Below are 24,669 nucleotides of genomic sequence, written 5' to 3'. Positions count from 1 at the left end.
TTTGAGAGTAGGTTACGCTTTTTTACGGCCAAGGAAGTTATCCAAAATAACCGCTGCTAAAATTACTAACGCTTTTGCGACAAGCTGATAGTAAGAGTCAATATCTAATAAATTCAACGCATTGCTGAGGAAGCCGATAATTAACGCACCGATTAATGTACCGATAATACGGCCTTTACCGCCCATTAAACTAGTTCCGCCAACCACAACCGCCGCAATCGCATCGAGTTCATACCCGGTACCGGCGGTCGGTTGTGCCGAACCTAAACGAGAGGTAACAATTAAACCTGCTAGTGCTGCTAACACGCCGCTGACTGCAAACACAAATAGTTTGATTTTATTCACGTTGATACCGGAAAGTGCGGTTGCCGATTCATTACCGCCAAGCGCATAAATATAACGACCGATACGGGTTTGAGTCAGAATAAACCAACCGATCGCAAATAAGATAAACATTAACCAAACCGGCACCGGTACACCGAATAATTCACCAGTACCAATCTCGGCAAAATAATCGGCATTGTCGGAAAAACCGGTAGAAATCGGGCGACCTTCCATATAAATCATGGTGACACCACGTAATAACAACATAGTGATTAACGTTGCCATAAACGCCTGTACTTTACCGAAGGCAACTAACGCACCGTTTAACAAGCCGATTGCCGCACCAAATAACAATACAGCCGGTACAACTAAATAAATCGAGAGATCTAAACCGATTAAGGTTGCCGCTACCGCTCCGGTTAGTGCTAAAACCGAACCGACCGAAAGGTCAATCCCGGCAATTAAAATCACAAACGTCATACCGATCGCAATAATCGCATTCACTGACGTTTGGCGTAGGATATTCAGTAAGTTATCGACACTAAAAAAATTCGGATTTAAAAATGACACCACTGCAATTAATGCGAGTAATGCAATGATAGAACGTTGTTCTATCAGGAATTTTTTTAGATTAAATGCTTTGTTCATATTGATTCCTTTTGCAAAATTCTTGCTAAATTTGACCGCTTGTAAAAGCGCCTAACTTATTTGCCGATTGCTGCTGCTAATAATTTTTCTTGAGTAGCTTCTGTACGAGAAAACTCGCCACGAATGGCGCCTTCTCGCATTACAATAATGCGATCGGACATCCCTAATACTTCCGACATATCGCTTGAGACTAAAATAATGCTCAAACCTTCGGCTTTGAATTTATTAATCAGTTGATAGATTTCTTTTTTCGCCCCTACATCCACACCTCGGGTCGGTTCATCTAAAATCAACACGTTCGGGCGAGTCATTAAGCCTTTGGCAATCGCCACTTTTTGCTGATTACCACCGGATAATTCGCCGATAATCTTATCCGGACTTGGGGTTTTGATATTAAACAGATCGATAAAATCCACCACGGTCATATTTTCTTTTTCGTGGTTAATACGTCCCCAATTCGATAAATATTCCAAAGCGGTCAGCGACATATTTTCTTTGACCGACATACCTAAAATTAAGCCGTCACCTTTACGGTCTTCCGAAATATAGACAATGCCGTTATTTAAGCCGTCTTGACTGGAGCGGTTATCAATCACTTTTCCGTCTAATCGCACTTCGCCGGCGGTTTGCGGTAATGCACCGTACAACACTTTCATTAATTCGGTACGACCTGCGCCCATCAAACCGGAAACACCTAAAATTTCGCCTTTATGTAATTCAAACGAAACGTTATTCACACCGCTACCGGATAAATTTTTAACCGATAAACAAACCTCGCCGATCGGATTATCAATATGCGGATATTGATCTTCTAACTTACGCCCAACCATCATCTCAATTAAACGATCTTCGGTTAAATCCGCCACTGTACTTTCACCGATAAATTGACCGTCACGCAGTACAGTCACATCATCACAAATTTGGAAGATTTCTTTTAAACGGTGAGAAATATAAACAATACCTCGTCCTTCCGCTTTCAGTTCTCGAATCACGCTGAATAACGCTTCAGTTTCGGCATCGGTCAGCGCATCGGTCGGCTCGTCCATCACAATCACCTGTGATTCAAAACTCAAAGCCTTGGCGATTTCCACCATTTGTAATTCGCCGATCGATAATTCGTTTGCTGCTTGGCGACTGGAATGTTTTACCCCGAGACGCGCCAACAAGCGGTCGGATTCCTCATACATTTTGCGCCAGTCAATACCGCCCCAAGCGTTAGTAAATTCACGCCCGAGGAAAATATTTTCCGCAATCGACAAGTTACCCAAAATATTGAGTTCTTGATGAATAATACTTAAACCGGCTTCTTGCGAGGCTTTTGGATTGGCAAAGCAGACCGCTTTACCAAGGTATTCAATCGTACCGGCATCACGCTGATAAATACCGGTCAGAATTTTCATCAGGGTTGATTTGCCCGCACCATTCTCGCCCATTAGCGCCATTGCTCTACCGGCATACACATTCAAACAGGCATTTTTTAACGCTTGCACACCAGGAAAGGCTTTATCAATCCCACTGATTTTCAACAAGGTTTTCATAGTTTCCTCGCTCTAGAACGGTACGCCTGAATAAAGAATCACATTCGCATACGGCGAACATTCACCGGTACGCACCACCGCTTTCGCTTGATTACTACGTTGCTTAAATTCACTGTGCGCCACGTATTCCACCTCAATTCTACGCCCTTGCTCTTGCTCAAGTTCATCAATAATTTCAATTAACTGCTGTTCAATGCTCGGGTTAAATTGTTTAATTTCTTCCGCCAATAAAATACGTTCGACAAAGAGTTCAGTTAGCACCACTTCCAAGGTAGATAAAAAACTTGGTACACCTTTAGTAAGGGCTAAATCAACACATTGTTGTTCAGAAGGAATCGGTAAGCCAGCGTCACAAATGGTTAAGCCGTCCGTATGCCCTAGGCTGGCAATCACACCGGAAAGTTGTGCATTTAATACCGCTGTTTTTTTCATATTTCCTCCTTTTTGGTTACTTTTTATTTTATCGAAACGTTTCGATGAGTAAAAAAATAAAAAAAATTACGTAAAAAAGCAAACGCTTCTTGTCGGATTTGAGAGGTCTATCACAAATTTTTTAAAAAGAACGGCGAACGACAAGTTCGGGGGTAAGTTCGATTTCTTGATAGGCTTTATCCGGCTGATGAATACGGGCAATCAATTGTTCCACCGCATTTTTTGCCAAACGAGCTTTGGGTTGATGAATCGTAGAAAGCGGTGGAGCGAGATATTGTGCTAATTCGATATTATCGTAACCGATCACCGCAATATCTTGCGGAATACGCAAACCGGCTTGCCAAGCGGCTTGATATACGCCGATTGCAATGCTATCGCTCATCGCAAAAATCGCTTGAGGGCGAGCGTTTAGCGCCAATAATCGACTTGCACATTCCAAACCGGCTTGATAATCAAAATGACCTTCAACAATCCATTCCGGATAAATTTGCAAATTTGCCTCCAAAATCGCCCGCTTGTAGCCATGTAAGCGGTTGAGAGTATGTGATTTTGATTGTTCACCGGTAATCACCGCAATCTCGCTATAGCCGGCATCAATTAACGCTTTTGTCGCAAGATAACCACCTAATTCTGAATTTTCATGCACTTTGTCCGCATTTAGCGCCTGTTGCCACCAGTCAATCACCACCATCGGTAATTGAATATTCGCCATCACGCTTTCGTCTAAATCTTGCGGCTCGGAACACATCAATAATAAACCGTCCACTTGTTTGCGTAACAAGCGAGCTAAATGTTGTTCTAAATTGGTACTGTTACCGTCAGTATTCACCAAAATTAAATGATAGTTATGTTGTTCGCAATAACGCTCAACATGACGCACCACTTCCGCAAAAAACGGGTTGCTGCTGGTGGTTACCAACATACCGATCGTGTTGGTTTCTTTTACTTTCAGGCTGCGAGCCACCAATGAAGGCGTGTAATTGAGTTCCGCCACCACTTTTTCGATCCGCTGACGAATTTCATCACTGACAAAACGTGAGTTATTGATCACATGGGAGACGGTGGAAGTGGAAACGCCCGCAATACGAGCTATATCTTTCATTGTTGCCATAAAATTGCCTTCATAGGTGCTTACAATAGGGTTTTGCAAAATTTTGCTAAAATCTTACCGCTTGTTATTTTGCAAATAAAACATAAAATCATACTTTCCGTTAAAATAGCGACATACTTCACAAAATTTCACATTATGATCAAACATAAACGCCCGACTTTACAAGATATTGCCGAACATTTAGGCATTACCAAAATGACCATCAGTCGCTATTTACGTAATCCGGCTTCGGTGGCAGAAGAGACCGGTAAACGAATTGCCGTTGCGATTGAACAGTTCGGTTATATCCCGAATCGAGCACCAGATATTCTGTCCAATGCCAAAAGTAAAGCGATCGGCGTGTTGCTGCCGTCTTTAACCAATCAGGTATTTGCCGATGTGTTAAAAGGGATTGAAAGCGTAACCGATGCAGCAGGGTATCAAACCATGCTCGCCCACTATGGTTATAGCGAGCAAAAAGAAGAACAACGTATTGAATCGCTCCTTTCTTATCATGTGGACGGATTGATCTTATCGGAAAATCACCACAGTGAGCGTACGCTCAAAATATTAAGCGTAGCGAAAATTCCGGTGATTGAAATAATGGATACCAGTGAACAAGGGCTACAACAAGCAGTCGGTTTTGACAATATTTTTGCAGCTCAAGCCATGGTTGAAACCATGATCAAACGCGGTTGTCGCCAAGTCGTTTATTTTTCGGCAAGAATGGATAAACGTACCCGTTTAAAAATGCGTGGTTACGAACTAGCCATGCAAAAGCATAAACTAACGCCTTACACTATTGCTACGGAAGAATCATCATCTTTTACTTTGGGGGCAAGACAACTGCATATTGCGCTGGAAAAATACCCGAATATCGACGGTATTTTCTGTACCAATGACGATTTAGCCATCGGTGCATTGTTCGAATGCCGACGCCTAGGTATCAAAGTGCCACAACAAATTGCGATAGCCGGTTTTCATGGACATGATGTTGGTCAATCGATTACCCCTCAATTGGCGAGTGTAATTACCCCTCGATTTGAAATCGGCAAAGTTGCCGCCCAGCAATTACTAAATCGAATTAATCACCAAACGCCACAAGATGAAGTTATCAATCTTGGCTATAAAATTCATATAGGTGAAACGATTTAAGCGATAAAAAAGCGGTCACATTTCGCAAAAAATTTGCAGAAAATGACTGCTTGTTCTACCCAACATTCCGTTCTCTTTATCACTGTGCTTGAATTGCCTGTACGCACAATTGCACTACATTTTCAAAACTGCCGCTGATATCAATCGAAATGACATCCGGTTCGTCCGCTTGCGGAATTTCTAACGTATCAAACTGGCTTTTCAGCATTTCGGTTTTCATAAAATGCCCTTTACGCTTTTTCATTCGCTCTAAAATAAGCTCAAATGAACCGTGTAAATGAATAAATTTCACCTTTTGATTGCCTTGGCGAATTTGATCACGGTATTTCTTTTTCAACGCTGAACAAACAATAATTCCGATTTCATTTTTTTGTTCTAAGCTAAATGCGGCATCATTAATCCGTTCCAACCATGGGAAACGATCTTCGTCATTTAACGGCTGCCCTTGAGCCATTTTGAGGATATTCACTCTCGGGTGTAGATCATCACCGTCAATCAATTTAATGCCTAAACGACGAGCCACTTCACTGCCTATAGTGGTTTTACCGGTGCTCGATACCCCCATTAAAATAAAACTTTGACCAGATTTCATTTGAGCTTCCTCCTATTTCCTTCCAACATAACAGATTTTTTTACTTAATGTTACAGGTAACATTTGATTTTGTGATATATATCTCAAATTTAAAATTAATTCTAACAATCTATTTACATCGCAAACGATTAAATTTATGTTACCAGTAACAATTTAATACTTCTATTCGAGGTTCTTATGTTAATTTTTATTATGGCAATAGCTATCATCGCGCTATTGGTATTGATCATAAAATTCAAAGTACATGCGTTTGTCGCATTACTGATTGTCAGTTTATTAACTGCACTGGCTGCCGGTATTCCGGTAGATAAAATTCTGCCGACTTTACTGAGCGGCTTCGGCAATACATTGGCATCAGTCGCCTTATTAGTCGGTTTAGGGGCGATGATTGGGCGCTTATTGGAAATTACCGGCGGGGCAAAAGTATTAGCCGATACGCTAATCAATAAATTCGGCGAAAAAAAAGCACCATTCGCATTAGGTGTGGCAGCATTACTCTTCGGTTTCCCGATTTTCTTCGATGCCGGTCTGGTAGTGATGTTACCGATTGTATTTAGCGTAGCAAAACAATTCGGCGGTTCGGTATTACGTTATGCTTTTCCGGTTGCTGGTGCGTTTGCGGTAATGCACGCTTTTCTACCTCCACATCCGGGTCCAGTCGCTTCGGGTGATTTACTTGGGGTAAATATGGGATTGATGGTGATTGTCGGTTTAATCTGTGCGATTCCTACTTGGTATATCGGTACTTACCTATTTAGTATGTTTATCAGTAAACATATTCACGTAGAATTACCGAAAGCATTTTTAAATGCGACGGCAATTAGTGAAACCTCGGTACAAACACCACCGTCATTCGGTCGAGTGTTATTTATCTTAGTATTACCGATCTTCTTAATTTTATTTGATACCGGCTTAAATACGTTAAGTGTGGCTAAAGTGATTGACGGTTCCGAACTTTGGGTACAAAGCTTACGTTTAATCGGTAAAACACCGGTGGCATTATTAATCACTTTATTACTGGCGATTATGTTATTACGTGGTGAGCGTAGTTACGAACAAATTGAAAGTCTATGTAACAATGCGTTAGGTCCGATTTGCTCAATTATTTTAGTAACCGGTGCGGGCGGTATGTTCGGTGGCGTATTACGTGCCAGCGGTATCGGCGATGTATTATCTTCAATGCTTTCGGATACCGGTATGCCGATTATTGTGGCGGCATTTATTATTGCGGTAGCGATGCGAGTCGCACAAGGTTCGGCAACCGTTGCATTAACTACGGCTGCAGCATTAATCGCGCCGAGTGTTGCCGCATCAACCGATTTAAGCCAATTTGACCTTTGCTTTATTGTGATTGCGATTGCTTCCGGTGCGACAGTACTTTCTCACGTGAATGACTCCGGTTTCTGGTTAATGAGCCGTTTCTTAGAAATGGATACAAAAACCACTTTAAAAACGTGGACGACATTAGAGACCTCAATTGGTGTAGTCGGATTTATCATTGCATTAATCGGCAGTATTTTACTTTAATAAATAACAAGCCCCTTGTTACTAACAAAGGGCTTTTTTATAAAAAACTGATCTAGATCTCATATTTGCCATTATCTGTTTGCAAAAAAGCAAACGTTTTCATATTCTCACCACACCGCTAAAGCGGTTTAGCAAATTAATAAATGAACACAAACACAGAGGTGAAAAATGGTGCATTTGATCATCGCCGCTCATGGCAAATTAGCCCTAGAGTTGGTCAATTCCGCACAAATGGTATATGGAGAAACGGATAATATTCATCCGGTTATCTTTGTGCCGGGAGAAGGTCAAGATACGCTAGTCGAAAAATATGAAGCGATTATTGCGACGCTTCAGCCTACCGATAGCGTCCTGTTCTTGGTCGATTTATTTGGCGGTAGCCCGTACAATGCGGCAGCTAGAATTGTCGCAAAACGTCCGCAAGACGATATCGTAACCGGTACAAACCTACCAATGCTACTTGAAGTTATGGATGCTTCAGCCGATGCAAAAACAGCAACCGAACTTGCTGCAACGGCAAAAGAAGTCGGACACTTAAGCGTTAAAACCTTCCATACCCCACAACCAACATATTCAGTTCCATCAGAGGAAGCCTCTTACGAAGAATCCTCATATCTTCCTGCCAATTTCGATCCGAACGGACGTATGAATATTTCATTAATGCGTATCGACAGCCGGTTAATTCACGGTCAAGTGATGACGTCTTGGGCGAAAACGGTGAAATGTGAAGCAATTTTTGCGATCAGTGATGAAGTGGCAAATGACGATATTCGTCGTGAATTATTGCTACAAATCGTACCGGAACACTTAAAAGGCTATGTGATTACGGTCGATAAAGCGATCAAAGTCTGGCATAACCCTAAATACGCCGGTAAAAACATTATTTGGTTGGTAACCAACCCGTCAGATATCGTTCGCTTAATTGAAGGCGGCGTAAATATTAAAAATGTCAATGTCGGCGGTATGACTTTCCGTGAAGGTGACAAACTTATCTCTCAAGCGGTGGCGATTAACCAAATCGATTTAGCCGCATTCTACAAACTCCTCGAGTTAGGCGTAGATATGTCGTTACAACAAGTGGCGGCAAACAAAAAAGAACCGCTTGATAAAGCGCGTCTTGATGCAATCAAATTCTAATTAAGGATTTTATTATGACTAGTATTGAAATTATTTTAGTAACCTTAGTAGCTGCAATCTGCGGTATGGGTTCCGTACTTGATGAACGTCAAACCCACCGCCCACTTGTGGCTTGTACCTTAATCGGCTGGGTGTTAGGCGATTTACAAACTGGTATTATCGTTGGCGGTACACTAGAAATGTTAGCCTTAGGCTGGATGAACGTGGGTGCAGCAATGGCGCCGGATGCAGCATTAGCGTCTGTGATTGCGGCAATCTTAGTAATCAAAGGAGGTCAAGATAAAGGCACAGCAATCGCAATCGCTATTCCGGTAGCGGCAGCAGGTCAGGTATTAACCATTTTCGTGCGTACCCTAACCATCTTCTTACAACATAAAGCGGATAAATTTGCAGAACAAGCAAACTTCCGTGGCATTGAGTTCTGTCACTTTGCCGGTCTTTCTTTACAAGCGTTACGTGTTGCGATTCCAACCTTCTTCGTAGCGCTGGTAGCCGGTACCGATGCGGTAACCGAAGCGTTAAATGCGATTCCTGAAGTGGTAACCCGTGGCTTACAAATCGCAGGTGGCTTTATCGTGGTGGTAGGTTATGCGATGGTTATCAATATGATGCGTGCCGGTGCGTTAATGCCGTTCTTCTTTATGGGCTTTATAATTGCATCATTCTCAAACTACAACTTAGTCGGTCTTGGTTTCTTAGGTGCGTGTTTAGCAATGCTTTACATCCAATTAAACCCACAATTCAACCAATCGGTAAATGCACCTCGCACCACTAAAAAATTAGCGGATAACGAGTTAGAAGGTCTATAAGGAGCAAATTATGTCAGAGAAAAAACAACTTACCAGTGCAGATATTCGTGCGACTTATTGGCGTTCAACTTTCCTATTAGGGTCATTTAACTTTGAACGTATGCAATCAATGGGCTTCTGCGTATCAATGATCCCAACGATTAAACGTCTTTACAGCCGTAAAGAAGACCAAGCGGCAGCATTAAAACGCCACTTAGAGTTCTTCAATACCCAACCTTGGGTCGGTTCTGCGATTATGGGTGTAACCGCAGCGATGGAACAAGAACGTGCTAACGGTGCGGCAATTGACGATGCGGCGATTAGCGGGGTGAAAGTCGGTTTAATGGGGCCGCTTGCCGGTGTCGGCGACCCAATTTTCTGGGGAACCTTACGTCCGGTATTAGCCGCACTTGGTGCCGGTTTAGCGATTAGCGGTAGCATCCTTGGTCCACTATTGTTCTTTATCGGCATTAACCTTTGCCGTGCGCTTACCCGTTGGTACGGCTTTAAATACGGCTATCAAAAAGGGACGGAAATCGTTTCGGATATGGGTGGCGGTCGCCTGCAAAAAGTAACCCAAGGTGCTTCTATTCTCGGTTTATTTGTGATGGGTTCCTTGGTGTCGAAGTGGACCAGTATCAATATACCTTTTGAGCTTTCTCGTTATAAAAATGCAATGGGTGAAGAAGTGGTTACCACCGTGCAAAGCGTACTTAACGACTTATTACCGGGCTTAGCGGCATTATTGCTGACCTTCTTATGTATGTGGTTATTGCGTAAGAAAGTAAATGCGATGTACATTATCTTTGCACTATTTGGTGTGGGTATTTTAGGTTATCGATTAGGCATTTTAGCTTAATTCATTCTATAAAAGCGTTTACCCCCTCTTTATCCAAGAGGGGGTATTTTTTATAATACAAGCAGTCAAATTTACAGGAAATTTTGCAATGGATTTAAAAAAAGCTCTCAAAGCCCCCGAACAACCTTACATTAAAAACAGCTCAATGCTGATTACCGCATTATTTATTATCGCCGGTGTTTTATATTACCCGACAGATGGTTACGGCTCAGTGATTGCACTTGCACTGGCGATTATTGTGATGTTTGGTCAGAAAATGTTGATTAGCCAAACCCGTAAATATTTTGCTGAGATATATGCGGCCAAACAACAATATGAACAAACCCAAAACAAAGATTATTTAGAATTTATCCGCTTGCGCGGTACCCAAATGTTAAATGACAACAAAGTGCTTTCCGAGCAAGCAAAACGCGAAATAGATGTATTACTCAATTTCGTCAAACAAAATAGCGAATAATTAATAAGCAGTCGTATTCTTGCAATGTTTTACAAAAATATGATCGCTTACTCTTTATGAAAATAGCTTATCTAATACTAATGCAATGCCATCATCATTATTTGATGCTGTCACATAACTTGCCGCCGCTTTAATCTCATCCGGCGCGTTAGCCATTGCCACGCTGAAACCAACATATTGCAACATATCAAGATCATTAAAATTATCGCCAAAGGCAACAATATGTTCAGTTGCGATCCCTAAACGTTTTTGCATAAAACGGATCGCTGCCGATTTTGTTGCATTACGGTTCATAATTTCTAAATATTCCGCCTTAGAACGATGAATGGAAAGTTGTGGAAAAAGGAATTTCAATAACGTTTCTAATCGCAAAATTTCATCCGCCTCCCCCATAACCAAGATCTTGTGTACATTGGTAAGTTTTTCGGCTTTTTTAACCGCTTGTAAGCCGGTAATTTCGCCTTCTTGCTTGGTCCAATAATTATCAACATCATTACTAAACCATAAGGTATTCGCATAATAATTAATAGATAAATACTGAAAAGGCTGCAATTGTTGTTCCAATTGTATGAGCTCCAATTCATCTATCGACACGCTATAAAGAGGGGTTAGATCATGATCTAAAATTAATGCACCACTATAACATATAATAGGCTGATTCGCTTGAATCTGTTGAGAATAAGGAGTGATAGCTAGAGGTGGGCGAGCGGAGACAAGAATAAAGGGAATGTTCTGTTGAGCGATACGCTGAATGGCAGCTGCCGTTTTCGGTGTTATTTGATGTTGGTTATTGAGCAACGTGCCGTCAATATCGCTAAAAACGGCTTGATAGTGAGTCGTTTGCATTATCTTCACTCCATTTTTATTTATTAAATAGGATGCTTACTATACGCCTTTTAAATAGATTTTTACATCAATAATTTATTTTTTCACTTGTGGATAACGTTATATTTTCCTCTTTAAAACTTGAGATTTATTCTAGAATAACTTTAAAAGTTTACCTCCCTGTGGATAACTAAACCTTTTATCCACAATTAAGATCATAATAACATTCAAGATCTTTACACAAAAAGATCTTCTGTAACTTTATGATTCCATTATTAAAAATAGACTTATCCTCAAACATTTAAAGCACTAATAATTATAACGATAAAGATCTCTATACATAGATCTATGTTACTATTAGCGATCTGCAGATCCAAGCTTAAGATCACGTTTCAGACCCAAAAATTTGCATTTTCCAGATCGATGTGTTTTAAGGTAGAATAACGAACTTTTATTTAAGTAAAACCGAATATAAAACAGCGAAGGCAAAGAATATGATTTATCGTGAAATTTACGATGTTATTGTGGTTGGTGGAGGCCACGCTGGGACTGAAGCGGCTCTCGCACCAGCCCGTATGGGATTAAAAACCCTGCTTTTAACACATAATGTAGATACTTTAGGACAAATGTCTTGTAACCCGGCTATTGGTGGTATCGGTAAAGGACATTTAGTAAAAGAGATCGATGCTATGGGCGGTTTAATGGCAATTGCGACCGACCAAGCAGGGATCCAATTTCGTACTTTAAATAGTTCTAAAGGACCAGCTGTACGCGCCACTCGTGCGCAAGCAGACCGAGTGCTTTACCGCCAAGCGGTGCGTACCGCACTAGAAAATCAACCGAATTTAGATATTTTCCAACAAGAAGTGGTTGATATTTTAGTCGAAAATAACCGTGCGGTGGGTGCAGTCACTAAAATGGGGCTAATCTTTAAAGCACGTTCTGTGGTATTAACCGCTGGTACTTTCCTTGCCGGTAAAATTCATATCGGTTTAGACAACTATGCCGGTGGTCGAGCAGGTGATCCTGCAGCAACAATGCTTGCAGATCGTTTACGTGATCTGAACTTACGTGTTGATCGCCTTAAAACAGGTACGCCACCGCGTTTAGACGCTCGTACGATCAATTTTGATGTATTGCCGAAACAGCATGGTGATGCGGAATTACCAGTAATGTCATTTATGGGTTCGGTCGATCTCCATCCGCGTCAAATTCCATGTTATATCACACATACCAACGAACAAACGCATGACTTGATCCGAAATAGTCTAGATCGTAGCCCGATGTATACTGGTATTATTGAAGGGATCGGTCCGCGCTACTGTCCATCGATCGAAGATAAAGTGATGCGTTTTAGTGATCGCAATAGTCACCAAATTTATCTTGAGCCTGAAGGTTTAAGCACAATTGAAGTTTACCCGAACGGGATTTCAACTAGCTTACCGTTTGACGTACAGATGGGGATTGTAAATTCGATGAAGGGTTTAGAAAACACACGCATTATTAAACCGGGTTATGCTATTGAATACGATTATTTCGACCCACGTGATCTAAAACCGACGTTAGAAACTAAGGCGATTGAAGGTTTATTCTTTGCCGGTCAGATTAACGGTACGACTGGTTATGAAGAAGCGGCTGCACAAGGTTTGTTAGCTGGTATTAATGCAGCATTACAGGTTCAGGGCAAAGAAGCGTGGTTCCCTACACGTGATCTTGCTTATACCGGTGTATTGGTTGATGACCTTTGTACGCTTGGCACAAAAGAACCGTATCGTGTATTTACCTCGCGTGCGGAATATCGTTTATTGCTACGTGAAGATAACGCTGATATTCGTTTAACATCTATTGCATACGAGTTAGGTTTGATTGATAACGCACGTTGGGCGAGATTCAACCAGAAAATGGAAAATATCGAACGTGAACGTGAACGTTTAAAACAAATTTGGATTCATCCACAATCAGAACACTTAACAGCAGTAAACGAATTAGTAAGCAGTCCGCTTACCCGTGAAGCAAGCGGCGAAGATTTATTACGTCGCCCGGAAGTGACTTATGACAAACTCACACAAGTTGCTGCATTTGCTCCAGCTTTAGACGATAAACAAGCCACTGAACAAGTTGAAATTTCGATTAAATACCAAGGTTATATCGAACATCAGCAAAATGAGATTGAACGTCATAAACGTCATGAAAATACCTTAATTCCGGCTGAATTTGATTATGACAAAGTTGAGAGTCTGTCAAACGAAGTGCGTGCGAAGCTTATGCAACATCGTCCGGTTTCAATTGGACAAGCAAGTCGTATTTCAGGTATTACGCCAGCAGCCATTTCAATTCTTCTCGTGAATTTGAAAAAGCAAGGTATGCTTAAACGCGGCGAGCTATAAGGAAATTTGCAAAATGAAAGCAAAATTAGACCGCTTGCTCACACAAGCAAATATTCAGTTAACCGAGCAGCAAAAAGATCAGCTTGTAGGGTTTGTGCGCTTGTTAGATAAATGGAACAAAGTCTATAATCTGACTTCGGTGCGTAATCCAGATGAAATGTTAGTGAAACATATTTTAGATAGTCTGGTAGTTAGTGAGCATTTACAGGGTGAAAAATTTATTGATGTAGGCACAGGACCAGGTTTGCCGGGTATTCCGCTGGCGATAGTGAATCCTGATAAGCGATTTTTTGTATTGGATAGCCTTGGTAAACGTATTACCTTCATCAAAAACGCCCTCAGAGAGCTGGGAATTGCCAATGTAACTCCAATCCTGAATCGAGTGGAAGAATACACTGAAAATGAATTTGACGGTGTTTTAAGCCGTGCATTTGCTTCGCTCAATGATATGGTAAATTGGTGTTACCATTTGCCGAATGCGAACGGGAAATTCTATGCGCTAAAAGGTGTGTATAATGAAGTAGAAGTGCAAGCGGTCGAAAAAGCGGTAAAACTTGCCAATGTGATTAAATTGAACGTGCCTGAATTAGTCGGCGAACGTCATTTAGTGGTGTTAGAAAAAACAGAATAATCGGCACGGGCTGATGATACAAGCGGTTAAATTTCCTGATTTTTTGCAATAGGCAAAGTGTTAGGAAAATTTAACCGCTTTTTTATTTTGTTTTGATTAGATCAAAGAAAAATAAATTGTTGAGAGAATTAATCAACTATCATGACTTGAAATTTGAACGTATTTAAATAACAATTATTCTTATTTTACTCAATAAGGAAATTTTATGTTCAACAAAAGTTATCTTGCCATTTTTGTGGCGACGTTATGTGCCAATGTTTCTGCGGAACAACAGAGTACGCAACTGGGTGAAGTTTCGGTTGTGGCACAAGCAGATAAATCCTCTTCGCAGGTGATCACTCAACAACAAATTCAGCGACAACAAGCGGGTGATATTAAAGATCTTTTTGCAAATAGCTTGGATGTAAGCGTGTCGGATTTGCAAAGTAGCCGTTCGGGTAACCAAGGGGTGAATGTGCGTGGATTGCAGGATAACCGAGTTGAAACAACGATTGATGGTATTGAGTTGCCAGAAGCGCAAGAAGCCAAACATTTTATTTCTTATGGCATGGAATTTGGGCGTGGGGATTATGTAGAACCGACCGCGTTACGCAGTGCAACGGTGGATTATGTTGGTTCTGAACGTGCATTATCAAGTAGCGTGAATTTCAATACGCTGACGCCACAAGATGTTCTGAAAGGTCGTGTGAGTGGTGGATTTGTTGGAACAGGCTATGACAGTAAAGATAATTCAGGCTATTTAACGGCGGCAGGCGCAGTGGCAGTCGCAGGCTATCAAGGCATGGTGATGTCCACGGTGCGTAGTGGTGATGAAACAGAAAATCAAGGCACAGTAGGCGGCACGGGAGATTCTCGTACTAAAGCAAACCCTGCAGATAGCAAAAATGTGTACGTATTAACAAAGCACGCTTATCAGATTAACGATCGTCATCAACTTAAATTTGATTTTGAAAGCCAATCTAAAAAAACAGAAACCGATTTATTATCCAAAGATGGCACGCGTATTGATGCTCGTACGGGAACACAAACTTCAGGCAATAGCACAGACAGTGTAAAACGTCACCGTTTTTCTCTTGGCCATGAATACCATGCTCAAGAAGGCGCCGTTCAAAAAGCAACTACTCATGTGTATTTCCAAAATGCGCGTACGCATAATGATCGCTTGCGCCAATCAGCTAGCAATTACCGTCATGAAACTTCTGAAAGTAAAACCAAAAGTTGGGGCTTTACCAGTGATTTAATCAGTGTGATTGAGTCAGCTATTCCACAGGTTTTGCGTTATGGCGCGAGTTATAGCCGTACTGATTTAGATAATTATCTCTATTTAGACCGTCCTGCGTATGGAGCTGTGGCAAATAAAAAACCGACAGCCAATGCGACGCAAGATAAAGCGACGTTATATGTTGAAGATCAAATTGCGCTGGGCGATGTGGTCATTACGCCACATTTGGGCGTGGCACATTATCGTGTGAATCCATCAATGGAGGGACATTATAGCCAAGCTGGCTCACGAGATGTTGCGGTAAGCAAGCAGCATGAAACAAAATTTATCCCTAAATTAGGTTTAGAATGGAAAATTGCGGCGCAATTTGAACCCTTCTTTCAATATTCGCGAGGGGTAAGAACACCGTCTTCACAACAATTAACTTCTTCATTTGGCGAAACCGTGCAATATTATATACCTGGTCGTGGTATGCAAACGGTTGAAATTGCTGTGGTGGGGAATCCAAATCTGAAGTCAGAGACAGCGAATAACTTTGAGCTTGGCTTCAAAGGTCAAACAGAAACCTTACAATACCGTGTGGCAGGTTATTACAATCGTTATAAAAACTTTATTGATTGGCGTGATTTAACCAGCCAAATGTCAGGTTACACGCAGTTTTTACAATACCAAAATAGCGATAAAGCGAAAATTTATGGGCTAACCGCGCAAGCAAAATGGCATTTCTATGAAGATTTCTATTCAACGGCGGGGATTGCTTATGCACGTGGTTCCGCGAAAAATGATGGTGTAAAAACACCGATTAATAGTATTCAGCCATTGAAAGCACAATTAGGCTTGGGCTATGAAGGCGAATTCTATGGCGCAGATGTGCGTTGGACTTATACGCGTGGTAAAGCGGATAAAGATATTAATGGTTCAATGTACAACCCAACGGGCGGTTATAGTTTGGTTGATCTTGGTTTTTATTGGAAACCGGTTAAATCATTAACACTAACGGCGAATATCAACAATCTGTTTGATAAAAAATATTGGAACTGGAACGATATTTCTTATCTTGCCTTGTTAAAAGGTGAGGCGACTACGGCTGGCAGTCCACCGATTGGTATTGATGCCGCCAATGCCGATCGTTATACTGCCCCAGGGCGTCATTTTAACCTCGGTGTGCGTTATGAATTCTAATTAACGATAATCCCATAAGTGAAAACTTATGGGATTTTTCTTTTGAATTAAATGAGCGTAAATGTTTCGTGGCTTAAAAACGGGTTAGCCAGTTGTGCCAAATTATAAAAAGCTGTTGGGTTGCGCTAAAAGTCTTTTTACTTTTGCTTACTAAATTAACAATTAGTAATGTTTTTTAACATTTTTGTAAAAGACAACGCTTTTTATACCGCTTTTGTTTTGAAAGTCAGCGTTTGTGGAGTATAATTCTAAACGTATTTTTCATTGATTTTACAGTGGGCTATCATTAGCCTAGTGTGGTTAAATTTAATCAGAATGAGGCAAAAATGTCTGCTGTAATCAATAAAGCAAAACAACATTATCGTAAGGCATTAACCATTGAATTTGGCGTTATTTTCGTCGCTGCTATCGTGCTGGCGGTGCTGAATGTAAATCAAGGTCTCGCCTTTTTGGGCGGGAGTTTGGCTAGCTTTTTACCGCATGTATTGTTTGTCTATTGGATTTTCTTTAAAGAATCTGCAAAAAATCAGTCAAAAATGACCGCTTTCTATCGCGGGGAAGGGCTGAAATGGCTGGCAACAATCATGCTGATCGTTGCCAGCTTGAAGTTCATTCCTGAACTTCATCTGGTACTTTTTTTTGTAGGCTATTTTGTGGCGTTGTTGCTCAATAACGTCATTCCGTTTGTGTTAAGCAAGCGCTCTTACTAAATTTTAATTCTAAAAGGATAGATTATGGCTGGAACGACTGCAGAATATATTAGCCACCACTTGAGCTTTTTAAGTTCGGGTGAAGGCTTTTGGGCTGTGCATTTAGATACACTCTTCTTCTCTTTATTAGCGGGTGTGATTTTCCTTTTCGTATTCTCTCGTGTGGCTAAAACGGCAACATCAGGAGTACCAGGGAAATTACAATGCTTTGTCGAAATTGTGATTGAGTGGGTTGATGGGCTTGTGAAAGACAATTTCCATGGTCCTCGCAACATGATTGCACCACTGGCATTAACGATTTTCTGCTGGGTGTTTATCATGAATGCGATCGACTTAGTACCGGTTGATTTCCTTCCTCAACTCACAAATTTATTTGGTATTCATTACCTTCGTGCAGTACCAACTGCGGATATTAGCGCAACACTGGGTATGTCTATCTGCGTATTTTTCTTAATTTTATTCTATACCGTGAAATCTAAAGGCTTTGGCGGCTTAGTGAAAGAATATACTTTACACCCATTTAATCACTGGGCATTCATTCCAGTAAACTTCATTCTTGAAACGGTGACATTACTTGCAAAACCAATTTCATTGGCATTCCGTTTGTTCGGTAATATGTATGCAGGTGAGTTAATTTTCATTCTAATTGCCGTGATGTATATGGCTGATAACTTTGCGCTTCAAGCGCTAGGTATTCCATTACATTTAGTCTGGGCGATTTTCCATATTTTGGTTATTACGCTTCAAGCATTCATCTTTATGATGTTAACGATTGTTTACTTAAGTATTGCTTATAACAAAGCAGATCACTAAGGCGTTTTGCGCATTACAAGCGGTCAAAAACAGTAAACATTTTGCAAATGTATTTGAGTGGATGCACTTAGTGCATCCTTACAATCCCGTTTATTTTCAATTGAAAGTAAACACATTTTTTAGACTAACCGCCTTCGGGCATTATTCCTTAACTTAATGGAGAACATTATGGAATCTGTAATCACAGCAACAATTATTGGTGCATCAATTTTATTAGCTTTCGCTGCACTTGGTACAGCTATTGGCTTTGCGATCTTAGGTGGTAAATTCTTAGAATCATCTGCTCGTCAACCTGAATTAGCAAGTAGCTTACAAACTAAAATGTTCATCGTGGCAGGTCTTTTAGATGCTATCGCAATGATCGCTGTAGGTATTTCTTTACTTTTCATCTTCGCGAACCCGTTCATTGATTTATTGAAATAAGTCGGGTCTCTCTTTTCCGTTATTCTTTGAATAACTTAACCGACTTTTAGGAGGGCGTTGTGAATTTAAATGCAACACTAATTGGTCAACTTATTGCATTCGCACTGTTCGTTGCGTTTTGTATGAAATATGTTTGGCCACCGCTTATTAAAGCGATCGAAGAGCGCCAAGCGAATATCGCTAACGCTTTAGCATCAGCTGAAAAAGCGAGACAAGAACAAGCAGATTCTAAAGCTGCAGCGGATCAAGAAATCCTCAAAGCGAAAGAAGAAGCACAGAAAATTATTGATTTAGCAACCAAACGTCGTAATGAAATTTTAGAATCTGTACAAGCAGAAGCTGAAATCGAACGTCAACGTATTATTGAACAAGGTCGCGCAGAAGTAGAAAGCGAGCGTAAACGTGTTCAAGAAGAACTTCGTCAAAAAGTGGCTGCCTTGGCTCTTGCCGGCGCAGAGAAGATTGTTGGTCGTTCTGTTGATCAAGCAGCGAACAATGACATTATTGATAAGCTAGTTGCAGAACTATAACAAGGTGGGGCAGATGTCAGAATTAAGTACAGTAGCTCGCCCCTACGCTAAAGCAGCTTTTGATTTTGCTTTAGAGCAAGGTCAGTTGGATAAATGGCAAGAAATGTTACAGTTTTCAGCATTAGTTGCTGAGAATGAACAGGTGGCGGATTATATTAATTCGTCTCTTGCAAGCGGTCAGATTTCGGAAACTTTTCTCCAAATTTGTAGCGACCAGCTGGACCAATATGGGCAAAATTTTATTCGTGTAATGGCTGAGAACAAACGTCTTGTTGTGTTACTTGCGGTACTTAATGAATTTATTGAGTTACGTGCGCAACATGAAGCGGTAAAAGATATTATCGTTGTTTCGGCAAGCGAATTAAGTCAAGCACAAATCGATAAAATCGCAAGCGCGATGGAAAAACGCTTAAATCAAAAAGTACGTTTAACTGTTCAATTAGATAACTCTCTCATTGCTGGCATTATTATTAAGTATGATGATGTTGTCATTGATGGCAGTAGCCGTGGTCAGTTAAATCGCTTAAGCCAAGCGTTGAGCTTGTAAGAGGAATAAAAAATGCAACTAAATTCAACTGAAATTAGTGAATTGATTAAAAAGCGTATTGCCCAGTTTGATGTGGTGAGCGAAGCTCAAAGCACTGGGACAATCGTTTCAGTAAGTGATGGTATTATTCGTATCCATGGCCTTGCTGATGTAATGCAAGGTGAAATGATCGAATTACCTGGCAATCGTTATGCTATTGCTCTAAACCTAGAACGTGATTCTGTAGGTGCGGTAGTAATGGGACCTTATGCTGACTTAGCTGAAGGTATGACGGTAAAATGTACCGGTCGTATTTTAGAAGTGCCGGTAGGTCGTGGCTTATTAGGTCGTGTAGTAAATACACTTGGCCAACCGATCGATGGTAAAGGTGAAATCGATAATGATGGTTTCTCTCCTGTCGAAGTGATCGCTCCGGGGGTTATCGATCGTCAATCGGTAGATCAACCAGTACAAACCGGTTATAAAGCGGTTGACTCAATGGTTCCAATCGGTCGTGGTCAACGTGAGTTAATCATCGGTGATCGTCAGACAGGTAAAACAGCATTAGCAATCGATGCGATCATTGCACAGAAAGATTCAGGTATTAAATGTATCTATGTCGCAATCGGTCAAAAAGCATCTACTATCGCTAACGTAGTACGTAAATTAGAAGAGCATGGCGCATTAGCAAATACAATCGTTGTTGTAGCATCAGCTTCTGAATCTGCGGCACTACAATATCTTGCACCATACTCTGGTTGTGCAATGGGCGAATATTTCCGTGATCGCGGTGAAGATGCGTTAATTGTTTACGATGATTTATCTAAACAAGCGGTTGCTTATCGTCAAATTTCATTATTATTACGCCGTCCGCCAGGTCGTGAAGCTTTCCCAGGTGACGTATTCTACCTACACTCTCGTTTATTAGAGCGTGCTGCACGTGTAAGTGCGGATTATGTAGAGCGTTTCACTAACGGTGCGGTAAAAGGTCAAACCGGTTCATTAACGGCATTACCTATTATCGAAACACAAGCAGGTGACGTATCTGCGTTCGTTCCTACAAACGTAATTTCAATTACTGACGGTCAGATCTTCTTAGAATCAAGCCTATTTAACTCAGGTATCCGTCCAGCGGTAAACCCGGGTATTTCGGTATCTCGTGTAGGTTCTGCAGCGCAAACTAAAGTAATTAAGAAATTATCTGGCGGTATTCGTACCGCATTAGCTCAGTATCGTGAATTAGCGGCGTTTGCTCAGTTTGCTTCAGACTTAGATGATGCGACACGTAAGCAACTTTCTCACGGTCAGAAAGTAACAGAATTACTTAAACAAAAACAATTTGCGCCAATGCCAGTAAGTGAACAAGCATTAATTCTTTTTGCGGCTGAATTTGGTTATTTAGATGATGTAGAACTTGAGCGTATCGGTTCATTCGAATCTGCTTTACTTGCTTACGCAAATAGTAACCACACTGGTTTTATGAAGGATTTAGCAAAATCTGGCGATTATAACGATTCAATCAAGGATCAATTAAAAGCTATCGTAGAAGACTTCAAAAAGAACGGTGCGTGGTAATCACGACTAGCGGAGAAAGATTATGGCAGGTGCTAAAGAGATAAGAACCAAAATTGCGAGTGTGAAAAATACCCAAAAAATCACCAAAGCAATGGAAATGGTTGCTACCTCTAAAATGCGTAAAACGCAAGAGCGTATGGCTGCCGGTCGTCCTTATTCGGAAACAATCCGTAAGGTGATTAGCCATATTGCTAAAGGAAGCATTGGTTATAAGCACCCGTTTTTAACTGAACGAGATATTAAAAAAGTTGGTTACTTTGTCGTATCAACCGATCGTGGCTTATGTGGCGGTCTTAATATCAATTTATTCAAAGCGACTTTGAATGAATTTAAAACGTGGAAAGATAAAAACGTTAGTGTTGAGCTTGGCTTAGTAGGTTCAAAAGGCGTGAGCTTTTACCAAAGTCTCGGTTTAAATGTGAGATCTCAGGTAACGGGCTTAGGTGATAATCCTGAAATGGAACGTATTGTCGGTGCGGTTAATGAAATGATTAACGCTTATCGCAATGGTGAAGTGGATGCGGTTTATATCGCTTATAACCGTTTTGAAAATACGATGTCGCAAAAACCTGTTATTGCACAATTACTTCCATTACCTAAACTAGAAGATGATGAATTAGAAACTAAAGGTTCATGGGATTATATCTATGAACCAAGTCCACAAGTTTTATTGGACAGTTTACTTGTTCGTTATTTAGAAACTCAGGTATATCAAGCAGTTGTCGATAACCTTGCTTCTGAACAAGCCGCTCGAATGGTAGCGATGAAAGCCGCAACAGATAATGCGGGTACATTAATTGATGAATTACAATTAGTGTATAACAAAGCTCGCCAAGCAAGCATTACAAATGAATTAAACGAAATTGTTGCGGGTGCCGCGGCAATTTAATGGAGAATAGGTAATGGCAACAGGAAAAATTGTACAGATTATCGGTGCGGTAATCGACGTTGAATTCCCGCAAGATGCAGTACCAAAAGTATATGATGCCTTAAAAGTTGAATCAGGTTTAACCCTTGAAGTTCAACAACAATTAGGTGGTGGACTTGTGCGTTGTATCGCATTAGGTACATCAGACGGTTTAAAACGTGGCTTAAAAGTTGAAAATACGGGTAACCCGATTCAAGTACCGGTTGGTACTAAGACTCTTGGTCGTATTATGAATGTATTAGGTGAACCGATCGATGAAAAAGGTCCTATCGGCGAAGATGCTCGTTGGGATATTCACCGTGCAGCACCAAGCTACGAAGAACAATCAAACAGCACGGAATTACTTGAAACCGGTATCAAAGTTATTGACTTAATTTGTCCATTTGCGAAAGGTGGTAAAGTTGGTTTATTCGGTGGTGCGGGCGTAGGTAAAACCGTTAATATGATGGAATTAATCCGTAATATCGCGATCGAACACTCAGGTTACTCAGTATTCGCAGGTGTTGGTGAGCGTACGCGTGAAGGTAATGACTTCTATCACGAAATGACGGATTCTAACGTATTAGACAAAGTATCACTTGTTTACGGTCAGATGAATGAGCCACCAGGTAACCGTCTTCGTGTTGCTTTAACAGGCTTAACTATGGCAGAAAAATTCCGTGATGAAGGTCGTGATGTATTATTCTTCGTAGATAATATTTACCGTTATACCTTAGCTGGTACAGAGGTATCTGCATTATTAGGTCGTATGCCATCTGCGGTAGGTTATCAGCCGACACTTGCAGAAGAAATGGGTGTATTACAAGAACGTATTACTTCAACTAAAACAGGTTCTATTACCTCTGTTCAAGCGGTTTATGTTCCTGCGGATGACTTAACGGATCCATCTCCGGCAACAACTTTCGCACACTTAGACTCAACAGTGGTATTAAGCCGTAATATCGCATCTCTTGGTATTTACCCAGCGGTTGACCCATTAGATTCAACTTCTCGTCAATTAGATCCATTAGTTGTTGGTGAAGAACACTATAATGTAGCACGTGGCGTACAAGGTACATTACAACGCTATAAAGAGTTAAAAGATATCATCGCTATTTTAGGTATGGATGAATTATCTGAAGACGATAAATTAGTGGTTGCTCGTGCACGTAAGATCGAACGTTTCTTATCACAACCATTCTTCGTTGCGGAAGTATTTACTGGTTCTCCGGGTAAATATGTATCATTAAAAGATACAATCCGTGGCTTCAAAGGTATCTTAGAAGGTGAATTCGACCATATTCCAGAACAAGCGTTCTATATGGCGGGTTCTATTGACGAAGTAGTGGAAAGAGCGAGCAAGATGTAATTGTTCCCTAACCTCAATTAGGAACTAAAGGAGAACAACATGGCATCTCAATTTGAGCTTAGTATCGTAAGTGCTGAAAAAGAAATCTTTAATGGCGATGTAATTAGCGTTCGTGTAACGGGTATTGATGGTGAGTTAGGAGTATATGCAGGACATACACCTTTATTAACCTCGATTAAACCTGGTATGGTTAAATACACACTTGAAGGTGGTAAAGAAGAGTTTATCTATGTGTCTGGCGGCTTTTTAGAAGTTCAGCCAACTATTGTGACTGTTCTTGCTGATATTGCGATTCGCGGTGAAGAGTTGGATCAACAACGAATCCTTGCTGCAAAACGTAAAGCAGAAGATACATTAAGCAAATCAAATAATGCAGAGCTTTCTGCAAAACTATCTCGTGAAATTGCTAAATTACGAGTTTATGAAATTGTAAATTCGAAATTAGCAAATAGACGTTAATCAAAAAACCTCAGTGAAAACACTGAGGTTTTTCTTTTTCTACTTCTTAATATTCCTCTATTTTATATTTTGTTAAGCTATTCTTATATATCTTTGTTAAGCTATTCTTATATATCGTTGCAGTGAAATATTCTTAGAATTAAAAGAAAGAATTAAGTTTTATTCGATTATTGTTAATAATTTATTCGTTTTGTTCTAAAAATTAGCAAGCGGTAGATTTTTCTAAACTTTTTGCAAAAAAGTACTTGCAAGGATTTCATATTTCTCTATAATGCACGCCACACAACGACGCACTGTTGTGAGAAATTAGATTTAATGCAGTGCGTCGTTGTTTTTTGTTCTTTAACAATTTATCAGACAATCTGTGTGGGCACTTGTTGATTGACTTAATTAAAAAATATTTTTGATTTTGAAGTCTTAATAGGTGCTTAAACTAGAAATTCATTTTTACTTTAGAAGTAGAATGTAAACTTAGCTAAGCAGTTTATTGAGCGATTAAACTTTTTGAATTGAAGAGTTTGATCATGGCTCAGATTGAACGCTGGCGGCAGGCTTAACACATG

At 40.6% G+C, this 24,669-nt stretch carries 24 protein-coding genes; 18 read left to right on the top strand and 6 right to left on the bottom strand.

Translation table 11 applies throughout. The features are described from left to right. Positions 1–12: 12 nt before the first annotated feature. The 4 genes from rbsC to C228_RS0104340 all read right to left on the bottom strand — a co-directional run bounded on the left by rbsC (position 13) and on the right by C228_RS0104340 (position 4,053). Positions 13–972, bottom strand: a complete 960-nt coding sequence (rbsC, locus tag C228_RS0104355; RefSeq protein ID WP_018651472.1) for a ribose ABC transporter permease — start codon at positions 970–972, stop codon at positions 13–15. 56 nt (positions 973–1,028) lie between these two features. Next, entirely contained in the window at positions 1,029–2,510 is a 1,482-nt protein-coding gene (rbsA, locus tag C228_RS0104350) for a ribose ABC transporter ATP-binding protein RbsA (RefSeq protein ID WP_018651471.1), read from the bottom strand. A 12-nt stretch (positions 2,511–2,522) separates the two neighbouring features. Next, entirely contained in the window at positions 2,523–2,942 is a 420-nt protein-coding gene (gene rbsD, locus C228_RS0104345) for a D-ribose pyranase (RefSeq protein WP_018651470.1), read from the bottom strand. 121 nt (positions 2,943–3,063) lie between these two features. Next, positions 3,064–4,053, bottom strand: coding sequence for a substrate-binding domain-containing protein (locus C228_RS0104340; RefSeq protein WP_018651469.1), 990 nt, complete (start codon positions 4,051–4,053; stop codon positions 3,064–3,066). A 135-nt stretch (positions 4,054–4,188) separates the two neighbouring features. On the opposite strand from C228_RS0104340, the gene gntR reads away from it, so the two are divergent. Further along, complete coding sequence (gene gntR, locus C228_RS0104335) at positions 4,189–5,187, top strand: gluconate operon transcriptional repressor GntR (RefSeq protein WP_018651468.1); 999 nt, start codon at positions 4,189–4,191, stop codon at positions 5,185–5,187. Between the two features lie 79 nt (positions 5,188–5,266). On the opposite strand, the gene C228_RS0104330 is transcribed toward gntR, so the two are convergent. Beyond that, on the bottom strand, positions 5,267–5,779 hold the full coding sequence (locus C228_RS0104330; protein ID WP_018651467.1) for a gluconokinase: 513 nt from the start codon (positions 5,777–5,779) through the stop codon (positions 5,267–5,269). Positions 5,780–5,956: 177 nt separating this feature from the next. Here C228_RS0104330 and C228_RS0104325 point away from each other — a divergent pair, with 177 nt between their 5' ends. From C228_RS0104325 to C228_RS0104305, 5 genes are all read left to right on the top strand, one after another. Further along, on the top strand, positions 5,957–7,306 hold the full coding sequence (locus C228_RS0104325) for a GntP family permease (RefSeq protein ID WP_018651466.1): 1,350 nt from the start codon (positions 5,957–5,959) through the stop codon (positions 7,304–7,306). A 168-nt stretch (positions 7,307–7,474) separates the two neighbouring features. Then, positions 7,475–8,443: a mannose/fructose/sorbose PTS transporter subunit IIA gene (locus C228_RS0104320; RefSeq protein ID WP_018651465.1), complete on the top strand. Its 969-nt coding sequence runs from the start codon at positions 7,475–7,477 to the stop codon at positions 8,441–8,443. A 14-nt stretch (positions 8,444–8,457) separates the two neighbouring features. After that, positions 8,458–9,252 (top strand): PTS mannose/fructose/sorbose transporter subunit IIC, encoded by a 795-nt coding sequence (locus tag C228_RS0104315; protein ID WP_018651464.1) that lies wholly within the window; start codon positions 8,458–8,460, stop codon positions 9,250–9,252. Between the two features lie 10 nt (positions 9,253–9,262). Further along, positions 9,263–10,090, top strand: coding sequence for a PTS mannose transporter subunit IID (manZ, locus tag C228_RS0104310; RefSeq protein ID WP_018651463.1), 828 nt, complete (start codon positions 9,263–9,265; stop codon positions 10,088–10,090). 88 nt (positions 10,091–10,178) lie between these two features. Then, on the top strand, positions 10,179–10,547 hold the full coding sequence (locus C228_RS0104305; protein ID WP_018651462.1) for a hypothetical protein: 369 nt from the start codon (positions 10,179–10,181) through the stop codon (positions 10,545–10,547). 54 nt (positions 10,548–10,601) lie between these two features. On the opposite strand, the gene C228_RS0104300 is transcribed toward C228_RS0104305, so the two are convergent. Further along, positions 10,602–11,393 carry a Cof-type HAD-IIB family hydrolase gene (locus C228_RS0104300; protein WP_018651461.1) on the bottom strand — a complete coding sequence of 264 codons (792 nt, stop codon included), beginning with the start codon at positions 11,391–11,393 and terminating at the stop codon, positions 10,602–10,604. Positions 11,394–11,866: 473 nt separating this feature from the next. Between C228_RS0104300 and mnmG the strand changes: the two genes are divergently transcribed. From mnmG to C228_RS0104240, 12 genes are all read left to right on the top strand, one after another. Beyond that, positions 11,867–13,759 carry a tRNA uridine-5-carboxymethylaminomethyl(34) synthesis enzyme MnmG gene (gene mnmG, locus C228_RS0104295; RefSeq protein ID WP_018651460.1) on the top strand — a complete coding sequence of 631 codons (1,893 nt, stop codon included), beginning with the start codon at positions 11,867–11,869 and terminating at the stop codon, positions 13,757–13,759. A gap of 13 nt (positions 13,760–13,772) precedes the next feature. After that, positions 13,773–14,390: a 16S rRNA (guanine(527)-N(7))-methyltransferase RsmG gene (gene rsmG / locus C228_RS0104290; RefSeq protein WP_018651459.1), complete on the top strand. Its 618-nt coding sequence runs from the start codon at positions 13,773–13,775 to the stop codon at positions 14,388–14,390. Positions 14,391–14,595: 205 nt separating this feature from the next. Then, a complete protein-coding gene (locus C228_RS0104285) occupies positions 14,596–16,794 on the top strand; it encodes a TonB-dependent receptor domain-containing protein (protein ID WP_018651458.1) in 2,199 nt (732 codons plus the stop codon). Between the two features lie 326 nt (positions 16,795–17,120). Next, positions 17,121–17,504 carry an ATP synthase subunit I gene (locus tag C228_RS0104280; RefSeq protein WP_018651457.1) on the top strand — a complete coding sequence of 128 codons (384 nt, stop codon included), beginning with the start codon at positions 17,121–17,123 and terminating at the stop codon, positions 17,502–17,504. 24 nt (positions 17,505–17,528) lie between these two features. Next, a complete protein-coding gene (gene atpB, locus C228_RS0104275) occupies positions 17,529–18,317 on the top strand; it encodes a F0F1 ATP synthase subunit A (RefSeq protein WP_018651456.1) in 789 nt (262 codons plus the stop codon). 168 nt (positions 18,318–18,485) lie between these two features. Further along, positions 18,486–18,740, top strand: a complete 255-nt coding sequence (gene atpE / locus C228_RS0104270; RefSeq protein WP_005599073.1) for a F0F1 ATP synthase subunit C — start codon at positions 18,486–18,488, stop codon at positions 18,738–18,740. A gap of 59 nt (positions 18,741–18,799) precedes the next feature. Continuing rightward, complete coding sequence (gene atpF, locus C228_RS0104265; protein WP_018651455.1) at positions 18,800–19,270, top strand: F0F1 ATP synthase subunit B; 471 nt, start codon at positions 18,800–18,802, stop codon at positions 19,268–19,270. Positions 19,271–19,283: 13 nt separating this feature from the next. Continuing rightward, entirely contained in the window at positions 19,284–19,817 is a 534-nt protein-coding gene (gene atpH / locus C228_RS0104260; RefSeq protein WP_018651454.1) for a F0F1 ATP synthase subunit delta, read from the top strand. Positions 19,818–19,829: 12 nt separating this feature from the next. After that, positions 19,830–21,371, top strand: coding sequence for a F0F1 ATP synthase subunit alpha (atpA, locus tag C228_RS0104255; RefSeq protein ID WP_018651453.1), 1,542 nt, complete (start codon positions 19,830–19,832; stop codon positions 21,369–21,371). A 22-nt stretch (positions 21,372–21,393) separates the two neighbouring features. Continuing rightward, a complete protein-coding gene (gene atpG, locus C228_RS0104250) occupies positions 21,394–22,260 on the top strand; it encodes a F0F1 ATP synthase subunit gamma (RefSeq protein WP_018651452.1) in 867 nt (288 codons plus the stop codon). Between the two features lie 13 nt (positions 22,261–22,273). Beyond that, on the top strand, positions 22,274–23,647 hold the full coding sequence (gene atpD, locus C228_RS0104245) for a F0F1 ATP synthase subunit beta (protein ID WP_018651451.1): 1,374 nt from the start codon (positions 22,274–22,276) through the stop codon (positions 23,645–23,647). Positions 23,648–23,686: 39 nt separating this feature from the next. Beyond that, positions 23,687–24,106: a F0F1 ATP synthase subunit epsilon gene (locus tag C228_RS0104240; protein ID WP_018651450.1), complete on the top strand. Its 420-nt coding sequence runs from the start codon at positions 23,687–23,689 to the stop codon at positions 24,104–24,106. Positions 24,107–24,669 lie beyond the last annotated feature (563 nt).

The sequence above is a fragment of the Actinobacillus capsulatus DSM 19761 genome (assembly GCF_000374285.1).
GTDB classification, from domain to species: Bacteria; Pseudomonadota; Gammaproteobacteria; order Enterobacterales; family Pasteurellaceae; genus Actinobacillus; species Actinobacillus capsulatus.
Note: the sequence above shows the minus strand (reverse complement) of the source record. Positions and strands in the feature narration are given on the sequence as shown.

Bases quoted from the DNA above. Each gene is read 5' to 3' on its own strand.
- C228_RS0104340 (WP_018651469.1), bottom strand. From the start codon at position 4,053: ATGGCAACAATGAAAGATATAGCTCGTATTGCGGGCGTTTCCACTTCC.
- rbsD (WP_018651470.1), bottom strand. From the start codon at position 2,942: ATGAAAAAAACAGCGGTATTAAATGCACAACTTTCCGGTGTGATTGCC.
- atpA (WP_018651453.1), top strand. From the start codon at position 19,830: ATGCAACTAAATTCAACTGAAATTAGTGAATTGATTAAAAAGCGTATT.
- rbsA (WP_018651471.1), bottom strand. From the start codon at position 2,510: ATGAAAACCTTGTTGAAAATCAGTGGGATTGATAAAGCCTTTCCTGGT.
- atpD (WP_018651451.1), top strand. From the start codon at position 22,274: ATGGCAACAGGAAAAATTGTACAGATTATCGGTGCGGTAATCGACGTT.
- manZ (WP_018651463.1), top strand. From the start codon at position 9,263: ATGTCAGAGAAAAAACAACTTACCAGTGCAGATATTCGTGCGACTTAT.
- atpB (WP_018651456.1), top strand. From the start codon at position 17,529: ATGGCTGGAACGACTGCAGAATATATTAGCCACCACTTGAGCTTTTTA.
- C228_RS0104320 (WP_018651465.1), top strand. From the start codon at position 7,475: ATGGTGCATTTGATCATCGCCGCTCATGGCAAATTAGCCCTAGAGTTG.
- atpG (WP_018651452.1), top strand. From the start codon at position 21,394: ATGGCAGGTGCTAAAGAGATAAGAACCAAAATTGCGAGTGTGAAAAAT.
- C228_RS0104300 (WP_018651461.1), bottom strand. From the start codon at position 11,393: ATGCAAACGACTCACTATCAAGCCGTTTTTAGCGATATTGACGGCACG.
- C228_RS0104325 (WP_018651466.1), top strand. From the start codon at position 5,957: ATGTTAATTTTTATTATGGCAATAGCTATCATCGCGCTATTGGTATTG.
- C228_RS0104240 (WP_018651450.1), top strand. From the start codon at position 23,687: ATGGCATCTCAATTTGAGCTTAGTATCGTAAGTGCTGAAAAAGAAATC.
- mnmG (WP_018651460.1), top strand. From the start codon at position 11,867: ATGATTTATCGTGAAATTTACGATGTTATTGTGGTTGGTGGAGGCCAC.
- rsmG (WP_018651459.1), top strand. From the start codon at position 13,773: ATGAAAGCAAAATTAGACCGCTTGCTCACACAAGCAAATATTCAGTTA.
- C228_RS0104315 (WP_018651464.1), top strand. From the start codon at position 8,458: ATGACTAGTATTGAAATTATTTTAGTAACCTTAGTAGCTGCAATCTGC.
- rbsC (WP_018651472.1), bottom strand. From the start codon at position 972: ATGAACAAAGCATTTAATCTAAAAAAATTCCTGATAGAACAACGTTCT.
- atpH (WP_018651454.1), top strand. From the start codon at position 19,284: ATGTCAGAATTAAGTACAGTAGCTCGCCCCTACGCTAAAGCAGCTTTT.
- C228_RS0104280 (WP_018651457.1), top strand. From the start codon at position 17,121: ATGTCTGCTGTAATCAATAAAGCAAAACAACATTATCGTAAGGCATTA.
- C228_RS0104305 (WP_018651462.1), top strand. From the start codon at position 10,179: ATGGATTTAAAAAAAGCTCTCAAAGCCCCCGAACAACCTTACATTAAA.
- C228_RS0104330 (WP_018651467.1), bottom strand. From the start codon at position 5,779: ATGAAATCTGGTCAAAGTTTTATTTTAATGGGGGTATCGAGCACCGGT.
- C228_RS0104285 (WP_018651458.1), top strand. From the start codon at position 14,596: ATGTTCAACAAAAGTTATCTTGCCATTTTTGTGGCGACGTTATGTGCC.
- atpE (WP_005599073.1), top strand. From the start codon at position 18,486: ATGGAATCTGTAATCACAGCAACAATTATTGGTGCATCAATTTTATTA.
- gntR (WP_018651468.1), top strand. From the start codon at position 4,189: ATGATCAAACATAAACGCCCGACTTTACAAGATATTGCCGAACATTTA.